Annotated in this window: 20 protein-coding genes; 15 read left to right on the top strand and 5 right to left on the bottom strand. The window is 61.2% G+C overall.

All coding sequences use genetic code 11. From position 1 onward, the window contains the following. Positions 1-6: 6 nt before the first annotated feature. Entirely contained in the window at positions 7-2,160 is a 2,154-nt protein-coding gene (locus FHT86_RS00270; RefSeq protein ID WP_133704878.1) for an indolepyruvate ferredoxin oxidoreductase subunit alpha, read from the bottom strand. 378 nt (positions 2,161-2,538) lie between these two features. On the opposite strand from FHT86_RS00270, the gene FHT86_RS00265 reads away from it, so the two are divergent. From FHT86_RS00265 to FHT86_RS00245, 5 genes are all read left to right on the top strand, one after another. After that, entirely contained in the window at positions 2,539-4,074 is a 1,536-nt protein-coding gene (locus FHT86_RS00265) for an ABC transporter substrate-binding protein (RefSeq protein ID WP_133704877.1), read from the top strand. A 216-nt stretch (positions 4,075-4,290) separates the two neighbouring features. Continuing rightward, positions 4,291-5,298 carry an ABC transporter permease gene (locus FHT86_RS00260; protein ID WP_133704876.1) on the top strand — a complete coding sequence of 336 codons (1,008 nt, stop codon included), beginning with the start codon at positions 4,291-4,293 and terminating at the stop codon, positions 5,296-5,298. Further along, positions 5,291-6,184 (top strand): ABC transporter permease, encoded by an 894-nt coding sequence (locus FHT86_RS00255; RefSeq protein ID WP_133704875.1) that lies wholly within the window; start codon positions 5,291-5,293, stop codon positions 6,182-6,184. Before FHT86_RS00260 ends, FHT86_RS00255 begins: the two co-directional genes overlap by 8 nt. Next, positions 6,181-7,053, top strand: a complete 873-nt coding sequence (locus tag FHT86_RS00250) for an ABC transporter ATP-binding protein (RefSeq protein ID WP_133704874.1) — start codon at positions 6,181-6,183, stop codon at positions 7,051-7,053. The genes FHT86_RS00255 and FHT86_RS00250 overlap by 4 nt, the downstream gene beginning before the upstream one ends. Beyond that, positions 7,050-7,898, top strand: coding sequence for an ABC transporter ATP-binding protein (locus tag FHT86_RS00245; RefSeq protein ID WP_133704873.1), 849 nt, complete (start codon positions 7,050-7,052; stop codon positions 7,896-7,898). Before FHT86_RS00250 ends, FHT86_RS00245 begins: the two co-directional genes overlap by 4 nt. Before the next feature lie 5 nt (positions 7,899-7,903). Here FHT86_RS00245 and FHT86_RS00240 read toward each other — a convergent pair whose 3' ends face one another. Continuing rightward, positions 7,904-9,514 (bottom strand): AMP-binding protein, encoded by a 1,611-nt coding sequence (locus tag FHT86_RS00240; protein ID WP_133704872.1) that lies wholly within the window; start codon positions 9,512-9,514, stop codon positions 7,904-7,906. Positions 9,515-9,815: 301 nt separating this feature from the next. Here FHT86_RS00240 and FHT86_RS00235 point away from each other — a divergent pair, with 301 nt between their 5' ends. Genes FHT86_RS00235 through FHT86_RS00200 form a run of 8 tightly spaced genes read left to right on the top strand, consistent with a single transcriptional unit; the run spans position 9,816 to position 18,967 of the window. After that, entirely contained in the window at positions 9,816-12,134 is a 2,319-nt protein-coding gene (locus FHT86_RS00235; RefSeq protein ID WP_133704871.1) for a bifunctional salicylyl-CoA 5-hydroxylase/oxidoreductase, read from the top strand. A gap of 7 nt (positions 12,135-12,141) precedes the next feature. After that, positions 12,142-12,930 carry an SDR family NAD(P)-dependent oxidoreductase gene (locus FHT86_RS00230; protein WP_133704870.1) on the top strand — a complete coding sequence of 263 codons (789 nt, stop codon included), beginning with the start codon at positions 12,142-12,144 and terminating at the stop codon, positions 12,928-12,930. After that, positions 12,927-13,778 carry an enoyl-CoA hydratase family protein gene (locus tag FHT86_RS00225; protein ID WP_133704869.1) on the top strand — a complete coding sequence of 284 codons (852 nt, stop codon included), beginning with the start codon at positions 12,927-12,929 and terminating at the stop codon, positions 13,776-13,778. The genes FHT86_RS00230 and FHT86_RS00225 overlap by 4 nt, the downstream gene beginning before the upstream one ends. A gap of 4 nt (positions 13,779-13,782) precedes the next feature. Then, positions 13,783-14,964 (top strand): acyl-CoA dehydrogenase family protein, encoded by a 1,182-nt coding sequence (locus tag FHT86_RS00220; protein ID WP_133704868.1) that lies wholly within the window; start codon positions 13,783-13,785, stop codon positions 14,962-14,964. Positions 14,965-14,978: 14 nt separating this feature from the next. Continuing rightward, positions 14,979-16,160 (top strand): acyl-CoA dehydrogenase, encoded by a 1,182-nt coding sequence (locus FHT86_RS00215; RefSeq protein ID WP_133704867.1) that lies wholly within the window; start codon positions 14,979-14,981, stop codon positions 16,158-16,160. An 8-nt stretch (positions 16,161-16,168) separates the two neighbouring features. After that, positions 16,169-16,600 carry an acyl-CoA thioesterase gene (locus FHT86_RS00210; RefSeq protein WP_133704866.1) on the top strand — a complete coding sequence of 144 codons (432 nt, stop codon included), beginning with the start codon at positions 16,169-16,171 and terminating at the stop codon, positions 16,598-16,600. Continuing rightward, positions 16,578-16,973, top strand: a complete 396-nt coding sequence (locus FHT86_RS00205; RefSeq protein WP_133704865.1) for a RidA family protein — start codon at positions 16,578-16,580, stop codon at positions 16,971-16,973. The genes FHT86_RS00210 and FHT86_RS00205 overlap by 23 nt, the downstream gene beginning before the upstream one ends. 26 nt (positions 16,974-16,999) lie before the next feature. After that, the gene (locus tag FHT86_RS00200; protein WP_133704864.1) at positions 17,000-18,967 is read left to right on the top strand and encodes a 3-hydroxyacyl-CoA dehydrogenase NAD-binding domain-containing protein; all 1,968 of its coding nucleotides are present in this window, start codon (positions 17,000-17,002) and stop codon (positions 18,965-18,967) included. 6 nt (positions 18,968-18,973) lie between these two features. Here the strand turns inward: FHT86_RS00200 and FHT86_RS00195 are convergent, their stop codons facing one another. The 3 genes from FHT86_RS00195 to FHT86_RS00185 form a co-directional block, all read right to left on the bottom strand. Further along, positions 18,974-20,185 carry an adenylate/guanylate cyclase domain-containing protein gene (locus FHT86_RS00195; protein ID WP_133704863.1) on the bottom strand — a complete coding sequence of 404 codons (1,212 nt, stop codon included), beginning with the start codon at positions 20,183-20,185 and terminating at the stop codon, positions 18,974-18,976. Between the two features lie 159 nt (positions 20,186-20,344). Continuing rightward, on the bottom strand, positions 20,345-21,247 hold the full coding sequence (locus FHT86_RS00190; protein ID WP_133704862.1) for an SDR family oxidoreductase: 903 nt from the start codon (positions 21,245-21,247) through the stop codon (positions 20,345-20,347). A 107-nt stretch (positions 21,248-21,354) separates the two neighbouring features. Beyond that, a complete protein-coding gene (locus tag FHT86_RS00185; RefSeq protein ID WP_133704861.1) occupies positions 21,355-22,095 on the bottom strand; it encodes an SDR family oxidoreductase in 741 nt (246 codons plus the stop codon). A 124-nt stretch (positions 22,096-22,219) separates the two neighbouring features. On the opposite strand from FHT86_RS00185, the gene FHT86_RS00180 reads away from it, so the two are divergent. After that, positions 22,220-23,131 carry a LysR family transcriptional regulator gene (locus FHT86_RS00180; RefSeq protein ID WP_133704860.1) on the top strand — a complete coding sequence of 304 codons (912 nt, stop codon included), beginning with the start codon at positions 22,220-22,222 and terminating at the stop codon, positions 23,129-23,131. Between the two features lie 140 nt (positions 23,132-23,271). After that, positions 23,272-24,618 (top strand): LLM class flavin-dependent oxidoreductase, encoded by a 1,347-nt coding sequence (locus tag FHT86_RS00175; protein ID WP_133704859.1) that lies wholly within the window; start codon positions 23,272-23,274, stop codon positions 24,616-24,618. The last annotated feature ends 10 nt before the right edge of the window (positions 24,619-24,628 follow it).

Genomic DNA, 24,628 nt, shown 5'->3' with positions numbered 1-24,628 from the left:
GATCCCTCAATCCGCAAAAACGATGCGGCCAGCCTGACGGCGGGCCTGCAGCCAGCCGATGACGGCGGCACGCATGCGGGCAAGGAAGCGATCCCAGCCGGTTGGATTGTGGATGATATCGGCACGGTAGAAGGAGGGACAGAGGACGGCAGCCTCCGCCACTTCGCCACAATTGCCGCAGCCGACGCAATTATTGTCGACCGCTGCCACCGGATCGTCCTTCAGCGGATCGTCCGTATGCTTGACCGATAGCGACGGACAGCCGGAAAGACGGATGCAGGCGTGATCGCCCGTGCACACGTCCTCATCGACGCCGAAGCGCTCCTTGACCATACGCTTGCCGTCCTTCACCGCCTTGGCGAATTGCGGCTTCACGCGCCGCTGCTTGTTCAGCATGCATTCCGACGAGGCGACGATGATCTTCGGACCCGGCTCTTTCGAGGTCAGCGCCTCGCGCAGCGTGTCGCGCATCTTGCCGACATCGTAGGTGCGATCGATCTGGCGAACCCAGGTCGCGCCGATGCCCTTGACGGCATTGACGATGGAATTGTTGGTCTTGCGGCGCGGGTTGAGCGCGCGGGATGACGGGATATCCTGGCCGCCGGTCGCCGCCGAATAGTAGTTGTCGACAACGAGGATGACGCCATCCTGCTTATTGAAGACGGCGTTGCCGACCGAGGTGGCAAGGCCATTGTGCCAGAAGCCACCGTCGCCCATGACCGAGATCGCACGCTTATCGGCGGCGACGTTGAATGCGGAAGCGGCGGCGGGGCCGAGACCATAGCCCATCGTCGTGCTGCCGATATTGAAAGGCGGTAGGATCGAGAAGAGATGACAGCCGATATCGCCGGAGATGTGATGTTGGCCGAGTTCATTTTCGACCAGCTTCATCGCCGCGAAGATCGGCCGTTCGGGACAGCCGATGCAGAAACCCGGCGGGCGTGGCGGCACGACTTCGGCCAGCGCCTTGACCTTCGGGTCGTTGAGAACAGGCGTCGGGTCCGGCAGAGGCGGCTGGTTGCCGAGCAATACTCTCTGATGCGTTTCAAGGAAGTTCTTGATGCCCTTCATCAACACCGGCGAGGTATATTCACCGCCCATCGGCAGCACATCCTTGCCGGAAACCCTGGTCTGGATGTCGCGGCGGCGCAGGATGGTGTTGAGTGATTGCTCGATATATTCCGGCGCCCCTTCCTCGACCATCAGCACGGCCTTCTTGTTCGCGCAGAACTCGGCCATCTGATCGTCGATCAACGGATAGGCGACATTGAGGACGTAGAGTGGCACGGCGGAGTTGCCGTAGACATCGGCAAGGCCAAGCTGCTGCAGCGCGCGCATGACGCCATTATACATGCCGCCAAGCAGGATAATGCCGACTTCGCCTTCGGACGGACCGAAGAATTCGTTGAGCTGGCGCTTCTTGATGAACTCGACAGCGGCCGGCCAGCGCTTCTCCAGTTTCTCCTTCTCATGCAAGAAGGAGGCCGGCGGCAGCACGATGCGATTGACGTCGCGGACCGGATTTTCCAGCGCTTGCTTCAGCGTATAGGCCGGCCGCTTGTTGTCCTTGGCTTCGAACTGGCCGTGAACATGGCAACTGCGGATGCCGACCTGCAGCATCACCGGCGTATTGGAGGCTTCCGACAGTTCGAACCCCTCCTCGACCGCCTGAACGATCGACGGCAGGTTCGGGCGCGGATTGAGCAACCACATCTGCGACTTCATCGCATAGGCGTGGCTGCGCTCCTGCATGATCGAGGAGCCTTCGCCATAGTCTTCACCGATGATGATCAGCGCGCCGCCAGTGACGCCGCCAGACGACAGGTTGGAGAGCGCGTCGGATGCAACATTAGTGCCCGCCGTCGACTTCCAGGTGACGGCGCCGCGCACCGGATACATGACCGAGGCCGAGAGCATGGCGGCAGCGGCGGCTTCCGAAGCCGAAGTCTCGAAATGAACGCCCAGATCCTCCATCACGTCCTTGGCATCGGCCAGCACATCCATGAGGTGGGAAATCGGAGATCCCTGGTAACCGCCGACATAGGAAACACCGGACTGCAACAACGCTTTGGTGATTGCGAGAATGCCTTCGCCGCGGAAGATATCGCCTTCCCCGAGCTTGAGATCCTCGACTTCGCGCGCAAACGACCGTTCGGCCATCGAAGTTACCCCTTTGCCCTATCGGGCTTGTTCTTAAATCATTTGCAAAATCATATTTTGAACCTCGTCCGACTGTCAATGAACAAATGGGAAACTCTGCGATCCATATTATTGCCAGAGCCATACACAGGGTTGAGGTATCGAAAAATACCATTTTAAGTCATAAATGACGAACGTACATATATGCAGATGCATAAATTATGGGCTTCCTTGTCGAAATCCATGATCAAAAAGCCGTGCCGGAATCTGCGAAATGTCCTGAGAAAGCGCTTGCCGGTTCAAAAGCCTTATTTTAAGATTAAAACATTCCGAAAATAAATCGCCAGTGGCAGGCGGGCTTCATGCTTTTCTACCACTTAACAGGGGAACGGAGTGACCATGACAACGCTTACTCGGCGCGAGGCATTGAGCCTCGGCGCAGCTGCTTTCATTACTGGAATTCTCGCAGGCAGAACGAGCGTGGAAGCCGCCGAAGCCGGCACGCTGACCATTGCCTTCAACGTCAATTTGCCCTCTTTCGATCCGACCACCGGTCCATCGGCGGTCAATCCGACCATCCAGGCGATCTATCGCTCGGTCTTCGACCAATATATCGGCCAAGGCCCTGACCTGAAGTTCCAGCCGGGATTGCTCACTGCCTGGGGCTGGAACGACGATAAGACCAAGGTCTGGATGGACGTCCGCGAGGGCGTCACCTGGCATGACGGCTCCAAATTCACGCCCGACGACATCGTCTGGTCGCTGGAACGCGCCGCCAAGCAGGAGACTGGCAATCCGATCCAGTTCATCTGGTCTACGGCCAACAATTATAAGGTAGAGGGCAATCGCATCACCGGCGATGTCGTCCGCTTCGAGCCCACCTATTTCAAATGGATGGCTTTCCTCACCGGCTATGTCCTGCCCAAGGAATACTATAGCAAGGTCGGTGCGGAAGGCTTCGAAAAGAAGCCCGTCGGCACCGGCCCCTACATGGTCGATGCCTATGAAGGCAATTCCTACCTGCGGCTGAAAGCCAACCCCAACTATTTCGGCGGCAAGCCAGCCTTCGATACCGTCATCTTCAAATTCGTGCCGGATACAACAAGCCGCGTCGCCGAGATCGAATCCGGCTCCTCGGACGTGACGCTCGAGATCCCCTATGAGGATTTCGACCGCCTGAAGAAGAAGTCGGGCCTTGCCGGGGTCGCCACGCCGATCTCCGATATCGGCATGATCTTCATCAGCAATGTCGATCCGATGCTGGACAAGAACGTCCGCCTCGCCGCCAACATGGCGATCGACAAGGAAGCGATCATCAAGCGCCTGCTGCGCGGCTACGGTAAGCCGCTCTCGACCCTGGAGGCGCCGGAATACGATGCCTACGATCCTTCGGTCAAAATTCCTTACGATCCGGACCAGGCGAAGAAGCTGTTGGCCGCCAGCGGCTATTCGCCGGAGAAGCCGGTGAAGTTCAGCATCAAGACCACCCGCGGCTTCAAGCCGAAGGATTATGAGATGATCCAGGCGATCGTCGGCATGTGGCGCAAGGTCGGTATCGAGGCCGACATCGAAGTCTACGAAATCGCCAAGCATTTCGAGCTGCGTGCTGCACACCAGCTCGGTCCGGCTGCCTTCTACAACTGGGGCAACGCCATCGGCGATCCGACGACCTCCACCGGCTTCGCCATGTTTGGCCCTTCGCCGCACTCGGCCTGGAAAACCAAGGATGTCGACGACATGATGGGGCCGCTTTGGGTCGAAAAGGACGAAGCGAAGCGCATCGCAGGTTGGAAAGCGGTGATTAAATACATCGCCGAGCAGGGCTACGTGATCCCGCTACTGCAATATGTCCAGCCGATCGTCTATAAGTCGAGCCTAAAGGTGACGCCGAATGTTTCGGGTGCCCTGCAGCCGACGCTGGTTTCGAAGGCTTGATGGGGCGAGTTTCGCCCCTCACCCTGGCCCTCTCCCCGCAGGCGGGGAGAGGCGACGGCCTCTGTACGCTCGTCTGAGCAAATAGCTGGAGGGGACGGTTGTGGGTGCGCCTATCCCCTTCTCCCCGTAGGCACAGGGAGAAGGTGCCTGACAGGGCGGATGAGGGGCTTGAGGCTCTCCATCGCCACCAGCAAGCGCGATCGGAATCCATAACGAATGCTAGCAGTCTCCATTCTCAATCGCCTGATCATGGCCGCGGTAACGCTGTTCGGCGTGGCGTTGATCGTCTTCGTGCTACTGCGCGTCGTACCTGGCGATCCGATTGCGATGATGATTTCGCCGGGCGCAACTCCCGCCGATATCGCCGCGCTCCGTGCCCATTATGGCCTTGACGCCAGCCTGCCCGTGCAGTTCGGCATCTGGCTGAAATCGGTTCTGACAGGCGATTTCGGTACGTCGATCTCCTTGAAGCGTGACGTTCTCTCCCTGCTCGGCGAGCGCCTGCCGGCGACGCTGGAGCTTGCCTTTGCAGCCCTCGTCCTTGCCGTTCTCCTGGGCGGTACAGTGGCGGTTATAGGCACGCTTGTCCGGCGCACACCGCTGGAGTCCATCATCGACAGCCTCAACGGCCTCTTTCTCGCCGTCCCGGATTTCGTCTGGGCACTCGCCCTCGTCCTGGTCCTCGGCGTTCTCTTTCCGCTCTTCCCGCTCTCCGGCCGCATCGATCCGAGCATCGATGCACAATTCGCGACATCCTTCTATCTCATCGAAAGCCTGGTGACCCTCCGCTTCCAGATGTCAGCCGATATCGCCGCCCACATGGTCATGCCGGTGCTGGCGCTCGGCTTGCCGCTCGCTGCCATCATCGCTCGCGTGTTGAAGGCGACCCTCTCGGAAGCGATGGTGCAGGACTATATCCTGCTCGCCAAGCTCAAAGGCATGTCGAACCTGCGCCTGGTGCTGCAGGAAGCGCTCCGCAACGCTGTCGGCCCGACGATCGCACTCACAGGCGTGCAATTCACCTTCCTGATCGGCGGCACCGTCATCGTCGAACGCATCTTCGCCTATCCCGGCATCGGCAACATGGCGATCGACGCCGTTATCAATCGCGACCTGCCGCTGATCCAAGGTCTTGTGCTGGTTTTCGGCGCCCTCTTCATTCTCATCAATCTGGCTGTCGATCTGTTGGTGGCTGCCTTCAATCCGAGGCTCGCCCATGGCTGACGTCGCTGCGACCGCCTCACCCAAACCGCCGTCCCGCACCGCCAGACGCCTGCGCGCGCTGCTGTCGGAACCGAAGGTGATCTTCGGGGGCGGCTTCATCTTGATCCTGATCGTCCTTGCGATCTTCGCGCCCTATATCGCACCGAAAGACCCGCTGGAGCAGGACCTGATGTCGGGCACCCTGCCGCCTGTCTGGCTCGACGGTTCCGATCCGGGCTTTCTCCTTGGCACTGACGATCTTGGCCGCGACGTGCTGTCCCGAGCCATCTTCGGCTCGCGCGTCGCCCTCATCGTCGCCTTCGTCGCGGCTGGGCTGGCGGCACTGATCGGCACGCTGCTCGGCCTCGTCGCCGGCTGGTATGGCGGCTGGATCGACAAGGTGATCTCCCGCCTTGTCGATATCTGGATGGCCTTTCCGCCGGTATTGCTGTCGATCCTCTTGGTCGCCGTCTTCGGCTCCGGCGTGCATTCGGTCATCGCCGCCATCGTCATCATAGACTGGACGCGCTTCTGCCGCGTCGTGCGCTCCGAAACTCAGGCGCAGGCTCAAATGGACTATGTCACCGCCGCCCGCACGATCGGCTTCTCGCGCGCGAAAATCCTATTCAGCGAAATCCTGCCGAACGTTGCGCCGGTTCTGATCGCCCTCGTCAGCTTGGAAATGGGCATCGCCGTCATCGTCGAAGCCATCCTTTCCTTTGTCGGTCTGTCGGTCTCCTCGGACACGCCGACCTGGGGCGGCATGATCGCCGAGGGACGACAGATCATCTATGAAGGCTGGTGGGTGCTGGTCGTGCCGCTCATCGCCCTCTTCGCCACGGTGCTCGCCTTCAACCAGCTCGGCGACGGCCTGCGCCGCGCCCTCGATCCGGTGATGCGCCGATGACCGGGCCACTTCTCTCCATCACTGGCTTGAACGCCGTCTCCGACCGGGATAGTGGCGCGCCGATCCTGCGAGACGTCTCGCTGACATTGGAACGCGGCGAAGTCCGCGGCCTCGTCGGCGAAAGCGGCGCCGGAAAATCGACCATCGCCAAAGCCCTGCTCGGTATTCTGCCGCGCACGGTGCGCGTTACCAACGGCTCCATTCTGTTTGAAAACCGCGATCTTCTGAAGCTGTCCGCCAAGGACCTTCGCGACATCATGGGCAACGAGATTTCGCTGATCCCGCAGGACCCGCAAACCGCCCTCAATCCCGGCCGCCGTATCGAAGCACAACTGACCGATGGCTTGCGGTTGAAGCGCGGCCTGTCGTCGCGCGATGCCAGGCAAAGGGCTCTGAAATTGCTGGAGGAAGTGCATATCCGCGATGCCGAACGTGTGCTGCGCGCCTATCCGCACGAGCTTTCTGGCGGCATGCGTCAGCGCATATTGATCGCCGCCGCCTTCGCGCTGGAACCGAAATTGGTGGTTGCCGACGAGCCGACCACGGCTCTCGACGTCACGGTGCAGAAACAGATCCTGCGGCTGATCCGCGGCCTGCAGGAGGCGCACGGCACAGCCGTCATCTTCGTCACCCACGATCTCGGCGTCGTCGCGCAGATCTGCGATACTGTCACCCTGCTTTACGCCGGCAAGGTCATCGAGGAAGGCCGCACATCAGACGTACTCGGCAATCCCCAACACATCTATACAAAATCCCTCATCGCCGCCGGCCCGCGCTATGACCGGCCCGACGCCGGGCTGACGCCGGTGCCGCAGGTGGTCTTCGAACAATTGCGCCGTGAAATCGGTATTCGGGAGAGCGGAAAATGAGTTTGTCCGAGACCCTCCTCTCCGCGAAAAGCCTCGGCGTCACCTACGGCGCCAAGCGCCGTCTTTTTGGCCCGGCTGACGGCGGCAACAAGGTGCTGCACGGCGTCGATATCGATATCCGTCGCGGCGAGACCGTGGGGATCGTCGGCGAAAGCGGTTCCGGCAAGACGACGCTCGGCCGAGCGCTTCTGCGGCTGGTCGACGTCTCCGCCGGTGCGATCCATTTCGACGGCAGGGACATTACCCATATGCCGGACGCCGAGATGCGGCCGCTACGTCGGCGCATGCAAATGATCTTCCAGGACCCAATGGCCTCGCTCAACCCGCGCCATACGATCCGCCGCATCCTGGTCGAACCGCTGCTGCTGCATGGGCTGGAAACTGACCGGCAGGCTGCCGAACGTCGCGTCGCCATGATCCTCGAACGCGTGACGCTGCCGCAGACCTGTCTCGATCGCAATCCGCATGAACTTTCCGGCGGCCAGCGCCAACGCATCGGCATTGCCCGCGCCGCCCTGCTCGAACCGGATTTCGTGCTTGCCGACGAAATCGTCTCCGGCCTCGATGTCTCGACCCAGGCGCAGGTGCTGAACTTGCTGAAGGAGCTTTCTCGCGACCTCGGCCTATCCATGGCCTTCATCAGCCACGATCTCTCCGTCATTCGCGCCATTTGCGACCGCGTCTATGTGATGCGCCACGGCCGGGTGGTGGAGGAAGGAGACTGTGACCGCGTCTTTGCCGCGCCCGCCTCCGGCTATACCCGCATGCTGCTTGACGCCATTCCGCTACCGGAAATCGACCCGACCTGGCTCGGCCGCGAGACCGAACAGGAGGATGCAGCCTAAGCTGGCTATTTAAGTCTGAAGCGCTGGATCTTGCCCGATTCCGTCTTCGGCAAAGCGTCCACGAAGAGGATCGACCGGGGATATTTATAAGGCGCGATCACTGTTTTGACGTGATCCTGCAGCGTCTTCACCAGCAGATCCGACCCGCTGATGCCGGGCATCAGCACCACATGCGCCTGAACGATATGGCCACGATCTTCGTCCGGCTTGCCGACGACGGCGCATTCCAGCACGTCGGAATGCGATAGAAGTGCCGCCTCCACTTCCGGCCCGGCGATATTGTAGCCAGCCGAAAGAATAATATCGTCAGAGCGCGCGGCGAAATGGAAATAGCCATCTTCGTCCTCGATGAAGCTGTCGCCCGTCAGGTTCCAGCCATCCCTGACATAATCGGGCTGACGGTGGTCGGCGAGGTAGCGGCAACCGATCGGGCCGCGAACCGCGAGCTTGCCTATGGTGCCACACGGGACGTCGTTCATGTCATCGTCAACGACGCGCGCCTCATAGCCGGCGAGCGGCTTGCCGGTGCAGTTGGGCTTGGCATCATCAACCCGGTTGGAAATGAAGATATGCAGCAACTCGGTCGAGCCGATACCGTCGAGGATCGGCTTGCCGGTCTTTCGCGTCCACTCTTCGAAGATCGGGCCCGGCAGCGTCTCGCCGGCGGAAACCGCAACGCGGAGGGAAGAAAGGTCCGCCCCCTCCTCCAGCGCCGTGAGCATGGCGCGATAGGCGGTTGGAGCGGTGAAACTGATCGTCGCTCCGTATTCCTGAATGATCTCGATCATATTCTTCGGCGAGGCATTTTCGAGCAGCGCCGTCGATGCCCCGAATCGCAACGGGAACACGACCAGACCGCCAAGCCCGAAGGTAAAGGCTATCGGCGGCGAGCCGATGAAAACATCATCGGGTGTGACCTGCAGCACTTCTTTGGCATAGGCATCGGCGATTATCAGGATGTCCCGATGGAAATGCATGGTGGCCTTGGGAACGCCCGTCGACCCCGAGGTGAATCCGAGCAGCGCCACATCATCCCGCCCCGTCTTTGCCGCCTCAAAACGCACCGGCTTGTTGAGCGCGATACGATCAAGCTCGGCATCGTGATTGGCGGTGCCGTCGAAGCCGACGACCTGCTTCAGAAACCGGCTGTCCTTAGCCGCCGCAACGAGTTCTTCCAGCAGCCGCGTATCACAGAGGGCGAATGAGATTTCTGCCTTGTCGATGATCTTTGAAAGCTCACCCGCTCGCAACATCGGCATGGTGTTGACCGCGACGGCGCCGACCTTGGTCACCGCCAGCCAGCAGGCAATCATTGCCGGATTGTTGCCCGAGCGGATGAGAACACGATTGCCGGGCTTGATGCCGAAATTCTCGACGAGCGCATGAGCGATGCGATTGGTCCAGTCCGCCAGTTCCTTGTAGGTCCGCCGGCGGCCATTGCCGATCAGCGCGACATAATCGCCGAAGCCGCGCTCGACCATGCGGTCGCTGAGCTCGACACCGGCATTCAACCATTCGGGATAGTCGAAGCCATCCATCAATAGCTCTGGCCATTCTCCCGCTGGCGGCAGGTTGTCCCGCGTGAATGTATCGGCATGACCAGTCGGTCCAAGCATGGCTCGCTCCCGCGTTCTTCTCGACCCAATTCGCCGCCCAACGCCGATCTCCCGGCAGCGTGTGCAGCATTGTGGAAAATGATTGCACCGAAGAAGCAAATGTTCAAGCAAGAAATTTTAAGCCTAAAATAATACTGGATATGCATTGATTCAAAAGCGTATTTTGATTTCGTTGCGCCATCAGGATCGTATTTCGTGCGGAGAATCCCGCAAGACAACTCTTGACGAACGGCGCCGACAAGATATTTTAAACTTAAATAATTCGAGTGACCCGACTTTGGCGTCACAGGAGGGATAAGCGATGCAAATCGTCTGTATCGGCGGCGGACCCGCGGGGCTCTATTTCGGGCTTCTGATGAAGAAGCTGCACCCCGAGCATTCCATCAAGGTCGTCGAGCGCAACCGCCCCTATGACACCTTCGGCTGGGGCGTCGTTTTCTCCGATGCCACCATGGTGTCGATGCGCGAATGGGACCCGGAAAGTGCCGCCGAAATCGAGGATGCCTTCAATCATTGGGACGATATCGAAGTCTGGTTCAAGGGCACGCGCCAGCGCACCTCCGGCCACGGCTTCGTCGGCATCGGCCGCAAGAAGCTGTTGAATATCCTGCAGAAGCGCTGCGAAGCGCTTGGCGTCGAGCTGATCTTTGAAACCGACGTCACCTCCGACCTCGATTTTCCCGACGCCGACCTTGTCATTGGTTCGGATGGCCTGAACTCGCGGATCCGCAATCACTACCCCGAAGTCTTCCAGCCGGACATGATCACGCGCCCGAACCGCTATATCTGGCTCGGCACCAATAAGCAGTACGACGCCTTCACCTTCGATTTCCGCAAGAGCGAGCATGGCTGGTTCCAGGCGCATATCTACAAGTTCGATGACAAGACCTCGACCTTCATCGTCGAAACCACCGAGGAAGCCTATCTCGCCCACGGCCTCGACAAGATGGACCAGGACGGCTCGATCGCCTTTTGTGAGCACCTGTTCTCGGAAGTGCTCGACGGCGCCTCGCTGATGACCAATGCCCGCCATATCCGCGGGTCCGCCTGGCTGAACTTCAACCGGCTGATTTGCGGCAAGTGGAGCCATTTCAACGGCAATTCGCATGTGGTGCTGATGGGTGACGCTGCCCACACCGCCCATTTCGCCATCGGTTCCGGCACCAAACTCGCCATTGACGACGCTATCGAACTGACCCGGCAATTCCAGATTCACGGGCACAGCAAGGACAAGATACCGGCGGTTCTCGAGACCTATGAGGAGATCCGACGCGTCGACGTCGCCCGCATCCAGAATGCGGCGCGCAACGCCATGGAATGGTTCGAAGTGGTTGGTCGCCGCTATGCCGACACGCTGGAACCCGAGCAGTTCATGTATTCGATGCTGACCCGCTCGCAGCGCATCAGCCACGAGAACCTGCGCCTGCGCGATAAAAACTGGCTGGAAGGCTATGAGCGCTGGTTCGCCAGGAAATCCGGCCTTGCAGTCGGCAACGACCGCTGCCTGCCGCCGATGTTCACGCCCTATCAGCTACGCGACGTGTCGCTGATCAATCGCATCGTCGTCTCGCCGATGGCGATGTATTCGGCGGAAAACGGCGTTATGAACGATTTCCACATCATCCATCTCGGCTCACGCGCCCTCGGCGGTGCTGGTCTGGTGTTCGCGGAAATGACCTGCGTCACGCCCGATGCCCGTATCACACCCGGCTGCCTCGGTCTCTGGAACGAGGAACAAGCGGCACAGTGGAAGCGGCTGGTCGAATTCGTCCATACCAACAGCGCAGCCAAGGTAGGCATCCAGCTCGGTCATGCCGGCCGCAAGGGGGCAACGAAAGTGGCTTGGGAGGGGATCGATCAGCCGGTTGCCGAAGGCGAATGGCCGCTGATCTCAGCCTCCGCCGTCCCCTATCTCAAGAACAGTCAGGTACCGAAGGCCATGGACCGTGCCGACATGGACCGCGTCAAGGCCGATTTCGTGCGCGCCACCGAACTGGCGATTACCACTGGCGCCGATTGGCTGGAACTGCACTGCGCCCACGGCTATCTCCTGTCGAGCTTTCTGTCGCCACTTACCAATTTGCGCGGGGATGAATATGGCGGCAGCCATGAAAACCGCGCTCGTTATCCCCTGGAGGTTTTCCACGCCATGCGTGCTATCTGGCCGGAGGACAAGCCCATGTCCGTCCGCCTTTCCTGCCATGACTGGACGGACGGCGGCAACACGCCGGAGGATGCAGCGATTTTCGCGAGCATGTTCAAGGAAGCCGGTGCGGACCTGATCGATTGTTCATCCGGCCAGGTGTCGAAAGAGGAAAAGCCGGTCTATGGCCGCCTGTTCCAGACGCCTTTCTCGGACAAGATCCGCAATGAGATCGGCATTCCGACCATTGCAGTCGGTGCGATCTCGGAGGCCGACCATGCCAATTCGATCATCGCCGCCGGCCGCGCCGATCTCTGCGCAGTTGCCCGCCCGCATCTAGCCGACCCCGCCTGGTCGCTGCATGAAGCCGCCAAGATCGGCCTGACCTCAATCCCCTGGCCGAAGCAATATCTCTCCGGCAAGACGCAATACGAAACCAACCTTGCCCGCGCGGCCTCCACCGCGCCGGCGAAGTGAGGAACCGATGACGTCGACCGACAAACTCGCGGGCCGTCACGCCCTCATCACCGGCGCCGGCAGCGGCATTGGCGCCGCGATTGCGCGGGCACTTGCGGCCGAAGGTGCACGCGTGACGCTGGCTGGGCGGAGAAGAGAACCGCTTGAGGCCGTCGCTGCAGAGATTGGCGCGAACGCCGTGGTCGTCGACGGCTTCGACGTGACCAGCGTCGAGGCAATCGCCAGCGGGCTGAACGCTGCCCGCGAAAAATTCGGCCCTGTCGATATTCTCGTCAACAATGCCGGCGAGGCACCGAGTGCATCTTTCGAGAAGACCAGCCTGGACATGTGGAACCGCGTCCTGACGGTCGATCTCACCGGTGTTTTCCTGGTAACGCAAACCGCCCTACCCGATCTCAAAGCGTATGGAGCCGGCGCCCGCATCATCAATATCGCTTCGACGGCGGGTCTGACTGGCTACGCTTATGTCTCTGCCTATGTCGCGGCCAAACATGGCGTCGTCGGCCTGACGCGCTCGCTGGCGCTGGAGCTGGCGAAGACTGGCATCACGGTCAATGCGGTCTGCCCCGGTTTCACCGATACGCCGATCATCGAACGCTCGATCGCCACCATCGTCGCCAAGACAGGACGCACGGCGGAACAGGCGCTTTCGGAATTCACCAAATCCAATCCGCAGGGACGGCTCGTCAAGCCCGAGGAGGTTGCCGACACCGTTCTGTGGCTGGCGTCGCCGGCCGCGGCATCGATCAATGGACAGGCAATCGCGGTTGCCGGTGGGGAGGTTTTAGCGGGATGAGCGATCGGGACATGACGATGCAGGGCCATCTCAAGCCCTTCAGAGACTACAAGCCGCAACATTTCCTCTGGGAAGTCAGCGATGATGGCCGCGTCGCCACGATCCGGCTGAACCGGCCGGAACGCAAAAATCCGCTGACCTTCGAGAGCTACGCCGAGCTGCGCAACCTCTTCCGCGATCTCGCCTATGCCTCCGACGTCCGCGCGGTCGTGCTGACTGGCGCGGGCGGCAATTTCTCCTCCGGCGGCGATGTCTTCGAAATCATCGAGCCGCTGACCCGCATGGCCATGCCGGAACTCCTCGCCTTTACCCGCATGACCGGCGATCTCGTGAAGGCCATGCGCAAGTGCCCGCAGCCGATCATCTCCGCCGTCGATGGCATCTGCGCCGGCGCCGGCGCCATCCTGGCCATGGCTTCCGATCTGCGCCTTGCGACGCCCGAAGCCAAGACCGCATTCCTCTTCACGCGCGTCGGCCTTGCCGGCGCCGACATGGGCGCATGCGGCATCCTTCCCCGCATCATCGGCCAGGGCCGCGCCGCCGAATTGCTGTTCACCGGCCGTTCGATGACATCAGCCGAAGGCCATGCCTGGGGATTCTACAACGCCCTGCATGCCAGCGCCGATCTGGAGCAGGAAGCCGTCAAGCTCGCCCGTTCGTTGGCCGATGGGCCATGGTTCGCGCATGGCATGACCAAGACCATGCTGAACCAGGAATGGGCGATGGGGATCGACGAGATGATCGAATCCGAGGCGCAGGCCCAGGCAGTCTGCATGGCGACCCAGGATTTCCGCCGCGCCTTCGAGGCCTTCGCCGCCAAGCGCAAGCCTGAATTCCAGGGGAATTGAGGCAATGTCCGCTGTATCAAGCCTTCCCGGTCCGACCCGGGACCATCTGGATTGGCCGTTCTTCGATGAACGCCACCGGGAATTCGTGGCTGAAGTGGACGCTTTCGCCAAATCTCCGACTATGGCAGCCATTGACCACAAGGATGTCGACAGTGCCTGCCGCAAGCTGGTCAAGGCGCTTGGCAACGCCGGCCTCCTTGCGGCCGCGACCGGTACATCAGACAGCGCCCCGCTGATTGACTCCCGCCTCGTCTGCCTCGCCCGCGAAACGCTCGCCTGGCATGACGGCCTTGCCGATTTCGCCTTCGCCATGCAGGGCCTCGGCACAGGCGCGATCGGCCTTTCCGGCTCGCCCGAGCTTCGCGCCGCCGTACTGCCGAAAGTTGGTGCCGGCGACTGGCTTTCCGCCTTTGCATTGTCGGAAAGGGACGCCGGCTCGGATGTCGCCGCGATGAGCTGTGCGGCCCGTACCGATGGCGATCACTATGTCCTCGACGGTGAGAAAACCTGGATTTCCAATGGCGGCATCGCTGACGTCTATACCGTCTTCGCCCGCACAGGCGAGGCGCCGGGCACACGTGGCATTTCCGCCTTCGTCGTTTTTGCCGACGATCCGGGCTTCTCGATCGTTGAGCGCATCGAGGTGATTGCGCCGCATCCGCTCGCGACGATCCGTTTCGAGAATTGCCGCATTCCCGCTTCGCGGCGCCTCGGCGCGCCGGGCGAAGGCTTCAAGATTGCGATGCGCACCCTCGATATTTTCCGCGCCTCCGTTGCCGCCGCGAGCCTTGGTTTTGCGCGGCGGGCGCTGGACGAGTCGCTGGCGCATGTCCGCACGCGGCCAATGTTCGGCGCGACGCTTGGCGACCTCCAGTTGACGCAAGCCGCCCTCGGCGATATGGCGACCGGCATCGACGCCGCGGCCTTGCTCACCTATCGGGCGGCCTGGCGTCGCGACGTGCAGCACCTGCCGACGACGCGCGAGGCGGCCATGGCCAAGATGACGGCCACGGAAACCGCGCAAGCTGTCATCGACCGCGCCGTCCAGCTTTTCGGCGGCCGTGGCGTCAAGGCGGGAGAGATAACGGAAAAACTCTATCGGGAAATTCGCGCGCTTCGCATCTACGAAGGTGCGACGGAGGTTCAGAAACTCATCGTCGCGCGCGAACTTCTGAAGGCAAATTGATGGGAGATACGAGCATGAGCCGCGAGATTTTCGACTGGGCCGATCCGTTCCGGCTGACGGAGCAGTTGAGCGATGACGAACGCATGGTGCTCGACACGGCCCATGCCTATGCGCAGGAGAAGTTGGCGCCCCGCGTTCTCGACGCCTTCCGCCATGAGAAGACCGATCCTTCGATCTTCCGCGAAATGGGCGAACTCGGCCTGCTCGGCCCGACGATTGCTCCCGAATATGGCGGCGCCGGCCTCGGTTATGTCGCCTATGGCCTGATCGCCCGCGAGGTAGAGCGCGTCGACAGCGGTTATCGCTCGATGATGAGTGTGCAGTCCTCGCTCGTCATGGTGCCGATCAATGCCTTCGGCTCCGAGGCGCAGAAGCAGAAATATCTGCCGAAGCTTGCCACCGGCGAATGGATCGGCTGCTTCGGCCTCACCGAACCGAACCATGGCTCCGATCCCGGCTCGATGGTGACTCGCGCCAAGAAAGTCGATGGCGGCTACAGCCTGACCGGCGCCAAGACCTGGATCTCCAATGCGCCGATAGCCGATGTCTTCGTCGTCTGGGCGAAGACCGAAGACGGCGTTATCAGAGGTTTCATCCTGGAAAAGGGCTGGAAGGGCCTGTCCGCCCCCGCCATCCACGGCAAGGTGGGATTGCGCGCCTCCATTACCGGCGAAGTCGTCATGGACAATGTCTTCGTGCCGGAAGAAAACCTGCTGCCGAACGTATCGGGTCTCAAAGGTCCCTTCACCTGCCTCAACTCGGCCCGCTTCGGCATCGCCTGGGGTGCTCTAGGAGCGGCTGAGGATTGCTACGCCAAGGCGCGGCAATATGTGCTGGACCGCAAGCAGTTCGGCCGGCCATTGGCCGCCAACCAGCTCATCCAGAAGAAGCTTGCCGACATGGTGACCGAGATCACCCTTGGCCTGCAGGGTTGCCTGCGGCTCGGCCGGATGAAGGAAGACGGCCATCCGCCGGTGGAGCTGACCTCGATCCTGAAACGCAACTCCTGTGGCAAGGCGCTCGACATTGCCCGTGCGGCCCGTGACATGCTCGGCGGCAACGGCATATCCGACGAGTTCGGCATCGCCCGCCATCTCGTCAACCTCGAAGTCGTCAATACCTACGAAGGCACCCACGACATTCATGCCCTCATCCTCGGCCGCGCCATCACCGGCATCGCCGCTTTTTCGAACTGAGGCCGGCCGTGGCGTTCAAAACCACCAGACCTCTGCGCTTCGGAGACTGCGATCCCTCGGGGATCGCCTATTTTCCGTCCTATCTGAACATCCTCGTCGGGGTGCTGGAGGACTATTTTGCCTCTCTGGGCTTCCCCTGGAAGACACTGGTTAGTAACCGCCGCATCGGCGTGCCGACCGTGCGGCTCGATGTGACCTTTATGCGACCCGGCTTTCAGGGCGACGAACTCGATTTTGCGGTGGCGGTGCGCGGCATCGGTCGCTCCTCGCTTGATCTGGAACATCAGGTCTCGGCGAATGGCCAGGTCCTGTGGACCGCTCGACATCGTGTCGTTTCCACTTCCCTCGACACTCATCAATCGCTTGCATGGCCGGACGATATCCGTGCCGCACTGACCCCTCATCTGGAGACGACCGATGCACACCATCCTGCAACCTGAAGGCTGGGCCAAACCGATCGGATATGCCAACGGCATGGCGGCGACCGGCCGCATGGTGTTCGTCGGCGGCCAGGTCGGCTGGAACGCCGCGTGCGAATTCGAAAGCGACGATTTCGTCGAGCAGGTGCGGCAGACGCTGATGAACGTCGTCGCCATCCTCGCCGAAGGCGGTGCTAAGCCGCAGCACATCACCTCGATGACCTGGTATTTCACCGATAAGAGCGAATATTTGGGCAATCTCAAGGGTATCGGCCAGGTTTATCGCGAGATCATCGGCCGGCATTTTCCGGCCATGGCCGCCGTCCAGGTCGTCGCCCTCGTCGAGGATCGCGCCAAGATCGAGATCCAGGCGACCGCCGTCATTCCGGAATAGGATCACCTAGCTAGGTTGAACGAACCATGTCGGCATTGCGCTTTTCGGACACTATCTCGGCGACGCTGACGGATGGCGTTCTCGTTGTCACCATCGACAATCCGCCCGTCAACGCGCTCTCGGCCGATGTCCGCGCCGGCCTGATGGCGGCGCTCGGTCACGCCGAGAAAGACAGCGCGATCGCCGCCGTCGTATTGATAGGGGCCGGCAACACCTTCATCGGCGGGGCCGACATCAAGGAATTCGGCAAGCCGCCAGTCGAGCCGTTGCTGCCGGAAGTTATTGCCCGGATCGAAGATTTTTCCAAACCCGTCGTCGCCGCCATTAACGGTGCGGCTCTAGGCGGCGGCCTGGAAGTGGCGCTTGCCTGTCACGAGCGCGATGCCGTTCCCTCTGCGAAAATCGGCTTGCCCGAAGTCAAACTCGGTATCGTTCCCGGTGCCGGCGGTACGCAGCGCCTGCCGCGCCTGATCGGCACCGTCGCCGCCATCGAACTGATCTCCAACGGACGCATTGTCTCGGCCAACGAAGCATGCAAGCTCGGTATCATCGATAGCCTTATCGAAAGCTCACTGATCGATGCCGCTGTTGCCATTGCCAGGAGCGCAGCCGATTCCCCCTTGCGGCGCACCGGCACGCTGCCCGTCCCGCCAGAATCTACGGAAGCCATCGACAAGGCAGCCGCAGAAGCCCTTCGCAAGGCGCGCGGTCAGCGTGGCCCCGCCGAAGCTGTCCGTCTCGTTCGCCTTGCCGCCGCGACATCCCTGGCGGAAGGGCTGGCCGAAGAGCGCCGCACGTTTGTCGAACTCCGCGACAGCGAAGAGGCGGCGGCATTGCGCCACGTCTTCTTCGCAGAGCGCGCCGCCGGCAAGGTTGAAGGCCTGGAAAACGTCGCGCCACGCAAGATCGAAACCGTCGGCATCGTCGGTACCGGACTGATGGGCTCCGGCATCGCGGTGGCTGCGCTGAACGCCGGCTATCGCATCATTGGCATCGAGCAAACCCAGGAAGCCGCTCAAAAGGGCCGCGAGCGGATTACTGGCATCCTGGACAAAGCCGTGCAATCAGGCCGCCTCGATATCGCAGGTCGGGATGATCGCCTGGGCCGATTGGCGGTCGTCGCCGATGCGCAAGGGCTCGCGGAAGCCGATCTCGTCATCGAGGCTGTGTTCGATGATCTGGCCGTCAAGACCGAGCTGTTCCAACGCCTCGACGGCATTGTTCGCGCCGACGCGATCCTTGCGACCAACACCAGCTACCTCGATCCAAATGTCATCGCTGCCGCAACCGCCCATCCCGAGCGCATCGTTGGCCTGCACTTCTTCTCGCCTGCCAATATCATGCGATTGCTGGAAGTGGTGAATTGCGAAAAGACTGCGCCGCATGTGCTGGCGAGCGCTCTCGCCTTCGCCAAGGGCCTCGGAAAACTCCCCATCGTCTGCGGCGTCACCGCGGGGTTCATCGGCAACCGCATCTTCTCCGCCTATCGCCGTGAGGCTGAATTCATGGTGGAGGATGGCGCATTGCCGCATGAGATCGATGCGGCGCTGGAGGCCTACGGCTTCCCGATGGGCCTCTTTGCGGTCTACGACATGGCTGGTCTCGAAATTGCCTGGGCGCGGCGCAAACGCCAGGCGGCAACGCGCGATCCCGCCGCCCGCTATGTCGCCATCGCCGACCGCCTCTGCGAAGCCGGCCGCTTCGGTCAGAGGGCTGGACGCGGCTGGTATGCCTATCCCGATGGCAAGCGTACCGTCGACCCCGAAGTCACGGCCATGATCGCAACTGCCCGCGCCGAAAAGGACATTGCACCTCAGAGCTTTACTGCAGACGAGATCGTCACCCGGTTGCTGAAAGCCATGGCCGCTGAGGGCGATGCGCTCCTGACCGAGGGCATAGCTGCCCGCGCCAGCGACATCGATCTGGTGATGATCAACGGCTACGGTTTTCCGCCACACAAAGGCGGCCCGATGTTCGTCGCCGGCCGCCGGTGAAAACCATCACGCCGCTGACGACAGCAACGTGAACAACTCCTGCGGCCGGTTGACGCCGCGCAACGCGTAGCGGCCGACGGAGACGAGATCGTTGCTCTGGCTGGACGACAGTGCCGCAACGAAATTCGACGACATCAGGATATTGCGGTCGGCCGACCGGCACATGGAGGCAATGCGGCTGACCTCGTTGACTGCCGGGCCGATGACGGTGAAATCAAGCCGGTCCATGCTGCCGATATTGCCGTAGAAGACATCGCCGATATGCAGGCCGAGATAGACGTCGGTCACTGGTCTGCCCTCGATCTGCCGTTGGGCATTGAGATCACGCAACCGCTGGCGCAGCAGCGATTCCGCCATCAGCGCCGCAGCGCAGGCATCACCTGCATCGCGCGCCTTGAAGATCGCCAGCGTGCCGTCGCCGATCAGTTTCAGCACATTGCCGCCGGCCTCGTGGATCGAGGAAATCACAGCGTCGGCGTAAGCATTCAGCATCGGAATGATTTCATCGGGCTCGGCCGTGTCCGAGATCCGTGTATAGTTGGCGAGGTCGGAAAACCACAGCGCCGCCGAGATGCGCTCGGCCTTACCGCGTGTGATCTTGCCCTCGAGAACTTGCCGGGCGGCGTCTTCGCCCAGATAGACCTCGGCGATGGTTCGGGCGATACGACCCATGGCGGTGCATTTGATCGCCAATGCCAAAGCCGGTGTGAGCTTGCGCAGCACGCGCAGGTCCTCGTCGAGGAAACCCGCTCCCGAGGCGGTAGCGAAATGAGAATAGAAACAATCCATCTCGCCGATGGTGCCCCCTTCCTCGAATCGATGCACCATGGCGAGGTAGTCGGTGTGACCATCAGTCTTCAGCGTATCGAGCCCGAAGAAATCGATCGGGTCGCCAAAACCGATGCGGCGACGCACCTCGTCCCCGCCTGACTCCAGCAAATGATAGAAGGAGGAACGCAGCCAGTTCTCGGCAGCGATCCCCTGATGCGACGGACCATATTCGAACTCGCGTTCGATCACTTGGTTGCCGTCCCAGCGGAAGGCACGGCCTTCATAGACCGGATGCAGCGTATCCATCAGCGCCATGGCGCGGTCGACGTTTAGCCCACGCTGGCGGCATGCCTCGCAGAACCCGGCCAGAATGTCGGCTTCGCCCATGCCTTTGAGGCCACTCTGCATGAGCCAGGAGGCGATTTCGCCAATGTCCTTATCGTTCATGGATATCTCCTGACTCAGAAAGGGTTCGCTTTAATACGAAACTTATAGGCTTGGAATGCCGCACAACACAAAATAGTCCGATCAAAACAAATGATCGCCGCTCCTGCGGAACAGAAGCGGCGATTTGACGCGTTTAAATGGTGCGGCAGGACGGCCGGTTCAACCCTTCACATGCGGCTTCAACAGGTCTTCCAGGCCGATGCGCCGGAAAAGTTCGGCGCGGACACGGTCGGCGACACCGTTGACGATTTCCGCGCCATCCTCCGACGGATCGATATGAGTGCGGAACGGGCGCGTGCCGTAGGGCATGTTGACGACATCGACAATGGCGACAGCAACCGAGGCGGCGTCGGCATCGGCGGGCTCCAGCGAAGCCAGACCCTTCAGCGCTTGGTCCGGAACGCCGGCATAGGGGCCATCGTCATATTCGGCAGCACGCGCCTTGTCGGCGGGAGAGCCGGAATGGGCAAAGTGGTTGGTGCCCTTCGTAAAGGCACCGGGCACGATGATGGCGGTCTCGATGCCCCAGCGGGTCAGTTCGGAGGCGTAGGAGACGGCGAGCGAATCCATGGCAGCCTTGGCGGCGAAATAGGGCGAGAGGTACGGCGGCGTTCCGCCGCGGGTGCTGGACGACGACACCCAGACCACCAGGCCCTTGCCCTGCTTGCGCAGATGGGGAAGCGCTGCGCGGTTGACGCGCTGCGTGCTCAGGACGTTGATGTCGTAGAGCTGGGCGAACTGTTCCGGCGTGAAGGCTTCCGCCGGACCGAAGGACATGTGCCCGGCATTGTGGATGATGACGTCGATATGGCCCTCCTGCTCGATAACCTTGGCGATGCCGGCCTCGACGGAGGCGTCCGAGGCAACGTCTAGCTCGACGGCCTTGAGGTCAGCGCCGTTTTCCTTGGCGAAAGCGGCCACTTCCGCCACCTGCGGCGCGTTGCGGCCTTCCGTTTCGCGCATGGTGGCGTAGACAGTGTGGCCGGCCTTGGCGAGAGCGCGGGCAGTGAGAGCGCCGAAGCCGCTCGATGCACCCGTGATGACAATAACTTGCTTGCTCATGATCGTGTTCCTTTTCGAAATGGCTATGCTGCGAATGGGTGAAATGGGTTCAGGTCGATATGGGCTATTGGCGACGGGGCTTGTCCCGTCGCCGCTGCTTGGGAGGCTCAGATCATGCCGCCGTTGGCGCGCAACGTCTGGCCGTTGATCCAGCTGCCATCCGGGCCGGCAAGGAAGGAGACGGCAGCGGAGATGTCTTCCGGCGTGCCCAGGCGTTCCAGCGGGTTCATCTTGGCCATGCGGTCGATCAGCTCGTCGCTCTTGCCGTTGAGGAAGAGGTCAGTGGCCGTCGGACCGGGAGCGACGGCGTTGACCGTGATCGAGCGGCCGCGCATTTCCTTGGACATGATGCCGGTCAACGTTTCGACGGCGGCCTTGGTGGCAGCGTAGACGCCATAGGTCTCAAGCTTGAGCCCGACGACGCTGGTCGAGAAGTTGATGATCCGGCCGCCGTCACGCAGACGCTTGCCGGCTTCGCGCAGCGTGTTGAACGTACCCTTCAGATTGATGGCGATGTGCCGGTCGAAATGGGCGTCGTCTGCATCGGCGATCTTGGCGAGCTGCATGATGCCGGCATTGTTGACCAGGACGTCGACGCCACCGAAAGCGGCCTCGGCTGCGTCGAACATGCGGCGCACGGCTTCGGCATCGGAAACGTCTGCCTTGGCGGTCAGCGCCTTGCCGCCCTTTTCTTCAATCTTGCGGGCCAGCTCCTCGGCGGCGGCTTCACTGCCGGAGTAATTGATGACGACGGTGAAGCCGTCTTGGGCGAGACGTTCCGCAACAGCGGCGCCAATGCCTCGCGATGCGCCGGTAACGATAGCTACTTTATTGGAATTGTTCGTCATTGTCTTCATCCTTCGCTGTGTCTGCGCCGCAGCGCGTTTCGATGAGAAGAAGATGCCTCTTTTCAGACAGCGGATAATCAGCCATTATTTGACATCACTATCCGAAATAGCCGAACAAATAAAAATGGACAGATTCGATGCCATGCGGGTGTTTTCCCGCGTCGTGGAAAGGCGCAGCTTCACGCTGGCGGCCGAAGACACCGGTCTGCCGCGCTCCACCGTGACGGATGCCGTTAAACAACTGGAGGCGCGGCTCGGCGTTCGCCTGCTGCAACGAACGACGCGGCATGTCAGCCCGACGCTTGACGGCGAGGCGTATTACCAGCGCTGCCTGCGCATTCTATCAGATATAGAAGACGCCGAGGGTGCCTTTGCCGGTGCCAAGCCCAAGGGCCTTCTGCGCGTCGACGTACACGGCACTCTGGCTCGGCATTTCGTACTGCCGAACCTGCCGACTTTCCTCGAAACCTATCCCGAGATCGAGCTTTACATGACGGAAGGCGACCGCTTCGTCGACCTGATCCGCGAAGGCATCGATTGCGTGCTACGCGTCGGCACACCGCAGGATACTGACATGATCGCCCGCCGAGTCGCTCTGCTGGAGGAAATCACGCTAGCTGCGCCCGCCTATATCGAGCGCTTCGGCATGCCTCTCCATCCGGAAGGTCTCGATGGCCATCGCATGGTCGGCTTCCGCTCTTCGGCCACAGGCGGATTGCTGCCGTTGGAATTCGTCGTCGACGGCGCGGTGCGCGATATCACCCTGCCCGCAACGGTCTCAGTCAATGCCGCCGAAAGCTATTTTTCAGCGGCCAAGCTCGGCCTCGGCCTGATTCAAGTGCCACGCTATCACGCCGAATACGCCTTGAAATCCGGCGAACTGGTTCACGTCCTCAAGGACTTTCCGCTGACGAAGACGCCTGTCTCGATGCTCTATCCCCGCAGCCGCCAGCTCTCCCCACGTGTGCGCGTCTTCATCGACTGGCTCGTCAGGGTTTTTGCCCAACAGACCGATGTGGAAAGCGGTGTTGGATGAAAATTCCCAGGAACCGATCAAATAAATGAAATCGGCTCTTTGAATGCGCCGACAGCGCTCCTACGTCGAAGGGGATCTTCACGCCGGGCGCCTTCTTATATGCCGCCGTGAACCAGTGATGTTCGAGAGGGATGGGACCCATGACTGAACAGAAGCAATTGAAGCTAGGGGCCTTCATGCGCCCCGTCAGCCTGCATACCGGCGCATGGCGCTATCCGGGCTCCTATCCGGATGCGAATTTCAATTTTAAGCACATCAAGAGTTTTGCGCAGGCGCTTGAACAGGCGAAATTCGATGCCTTCTTCATGGCCGATCATCTCGCTGTGCTGAACATGCCCATCGAGGCGTTGAAGCGCAGCCATACCGTGACATCCTTTGAGCCTTTCACGCTGCTCTCGGCGCTTGCCGCCGTCACTGAAAAGATCGGTCTCGTCGCCACGGCATCCACCACCTTCGACCAGCCCTACCACATCGCCCGTCGCTTCGCCTCTCTCGACCATATCAGCGGCGGTCGCGCCGGCTGGAATATCGTGACGACATCCAATCCGGACGCGGCGCTGAATTTCGGCCTCGACGAACATATGGAGCATGGCGAGCGCTATCACCGCGCCCGCGAGTTCTATGATGTCGTCACCGGCCTCTGGGACAGCTTCGCCGACGACGCTTTTCTTCGTGATGTCGAAAGCGGCATCTTCTTCGATCCAGAAAAGATGCATGTACTTGCCCACAAGGGTGAGGAGTTGAGCGTGCGCGGACCACTCAATATTGCCCGCACCCCACAGGGTTGGCCGGTGATCGTCCAGGCCGGACAATCAGATGCCGGTCGCCAGCTTGCCGCCGAAACGGCGGAGGCGGTGTTCGCCGCCCCGCGCAATCTCGCCGACGGCAAAGCCATCTTCGCCGATATCAAGGGCCGGATGAAGCATATCGGCCGTAATCCGGATCATCTGAAGATCCTTCCCGCCGCCTTTATCGTTGTCGGTGATACCATCGAAGAGGCCAAGGCCAAGCGCGCCAAGCTCGATAGCCTCGTGCATTACGACAGCGCCATCGCCTCCCTGTCGATCGCGCTCGGTCACGATGTCTCCGCCTTCGATCCTGATGGCCCGCTGCCCGCAATCCCGGAAACCAACGCAAGCAAGAGCGGCCGCGAGCGCGTCATCGCATTGGCTGAGGAAGAGAAGCTGACCGTGCGACAGCTTGCTCAGCGCCTTGGCGGCTATGCCGGACTCGCTTTCATCGGCACGCCGCAGACGATCGCCGATGAGATGGAACAATGGCTGCATGAAGAAGGGTCCGATGGCTTCAACGTCATCTTCCCCTTCCTGCCGCAGGGCTTGCAGGACGTGACCACACGCGTCGTTCCGGAACTTCAGCGCCGCGGCATTTTCCGTCGCGAATACGAGGGCACGACATTGCGCGACCATCTCGGCCTGCCGCGCCCGCAGAATCGCTTCTTTACACCGGTTTCCAAAGCGGCGCAGTGAAAGACAAAGC

Origin of the sequence: Rhizobium sp. BK313 (assembly GCF_014193655.1) — a bacterium.
Lineage (GTDB): Bacteria > Pseudomonadota > Alphaproteobacteria > Rhizobiales > Rhizobiaceae > Rhizobium.
The sequence above is the reverse complement of the archived record's forward strand: the minus strand, read 5'-3'. Positions and strand labels throughout refer to the sequence as shown.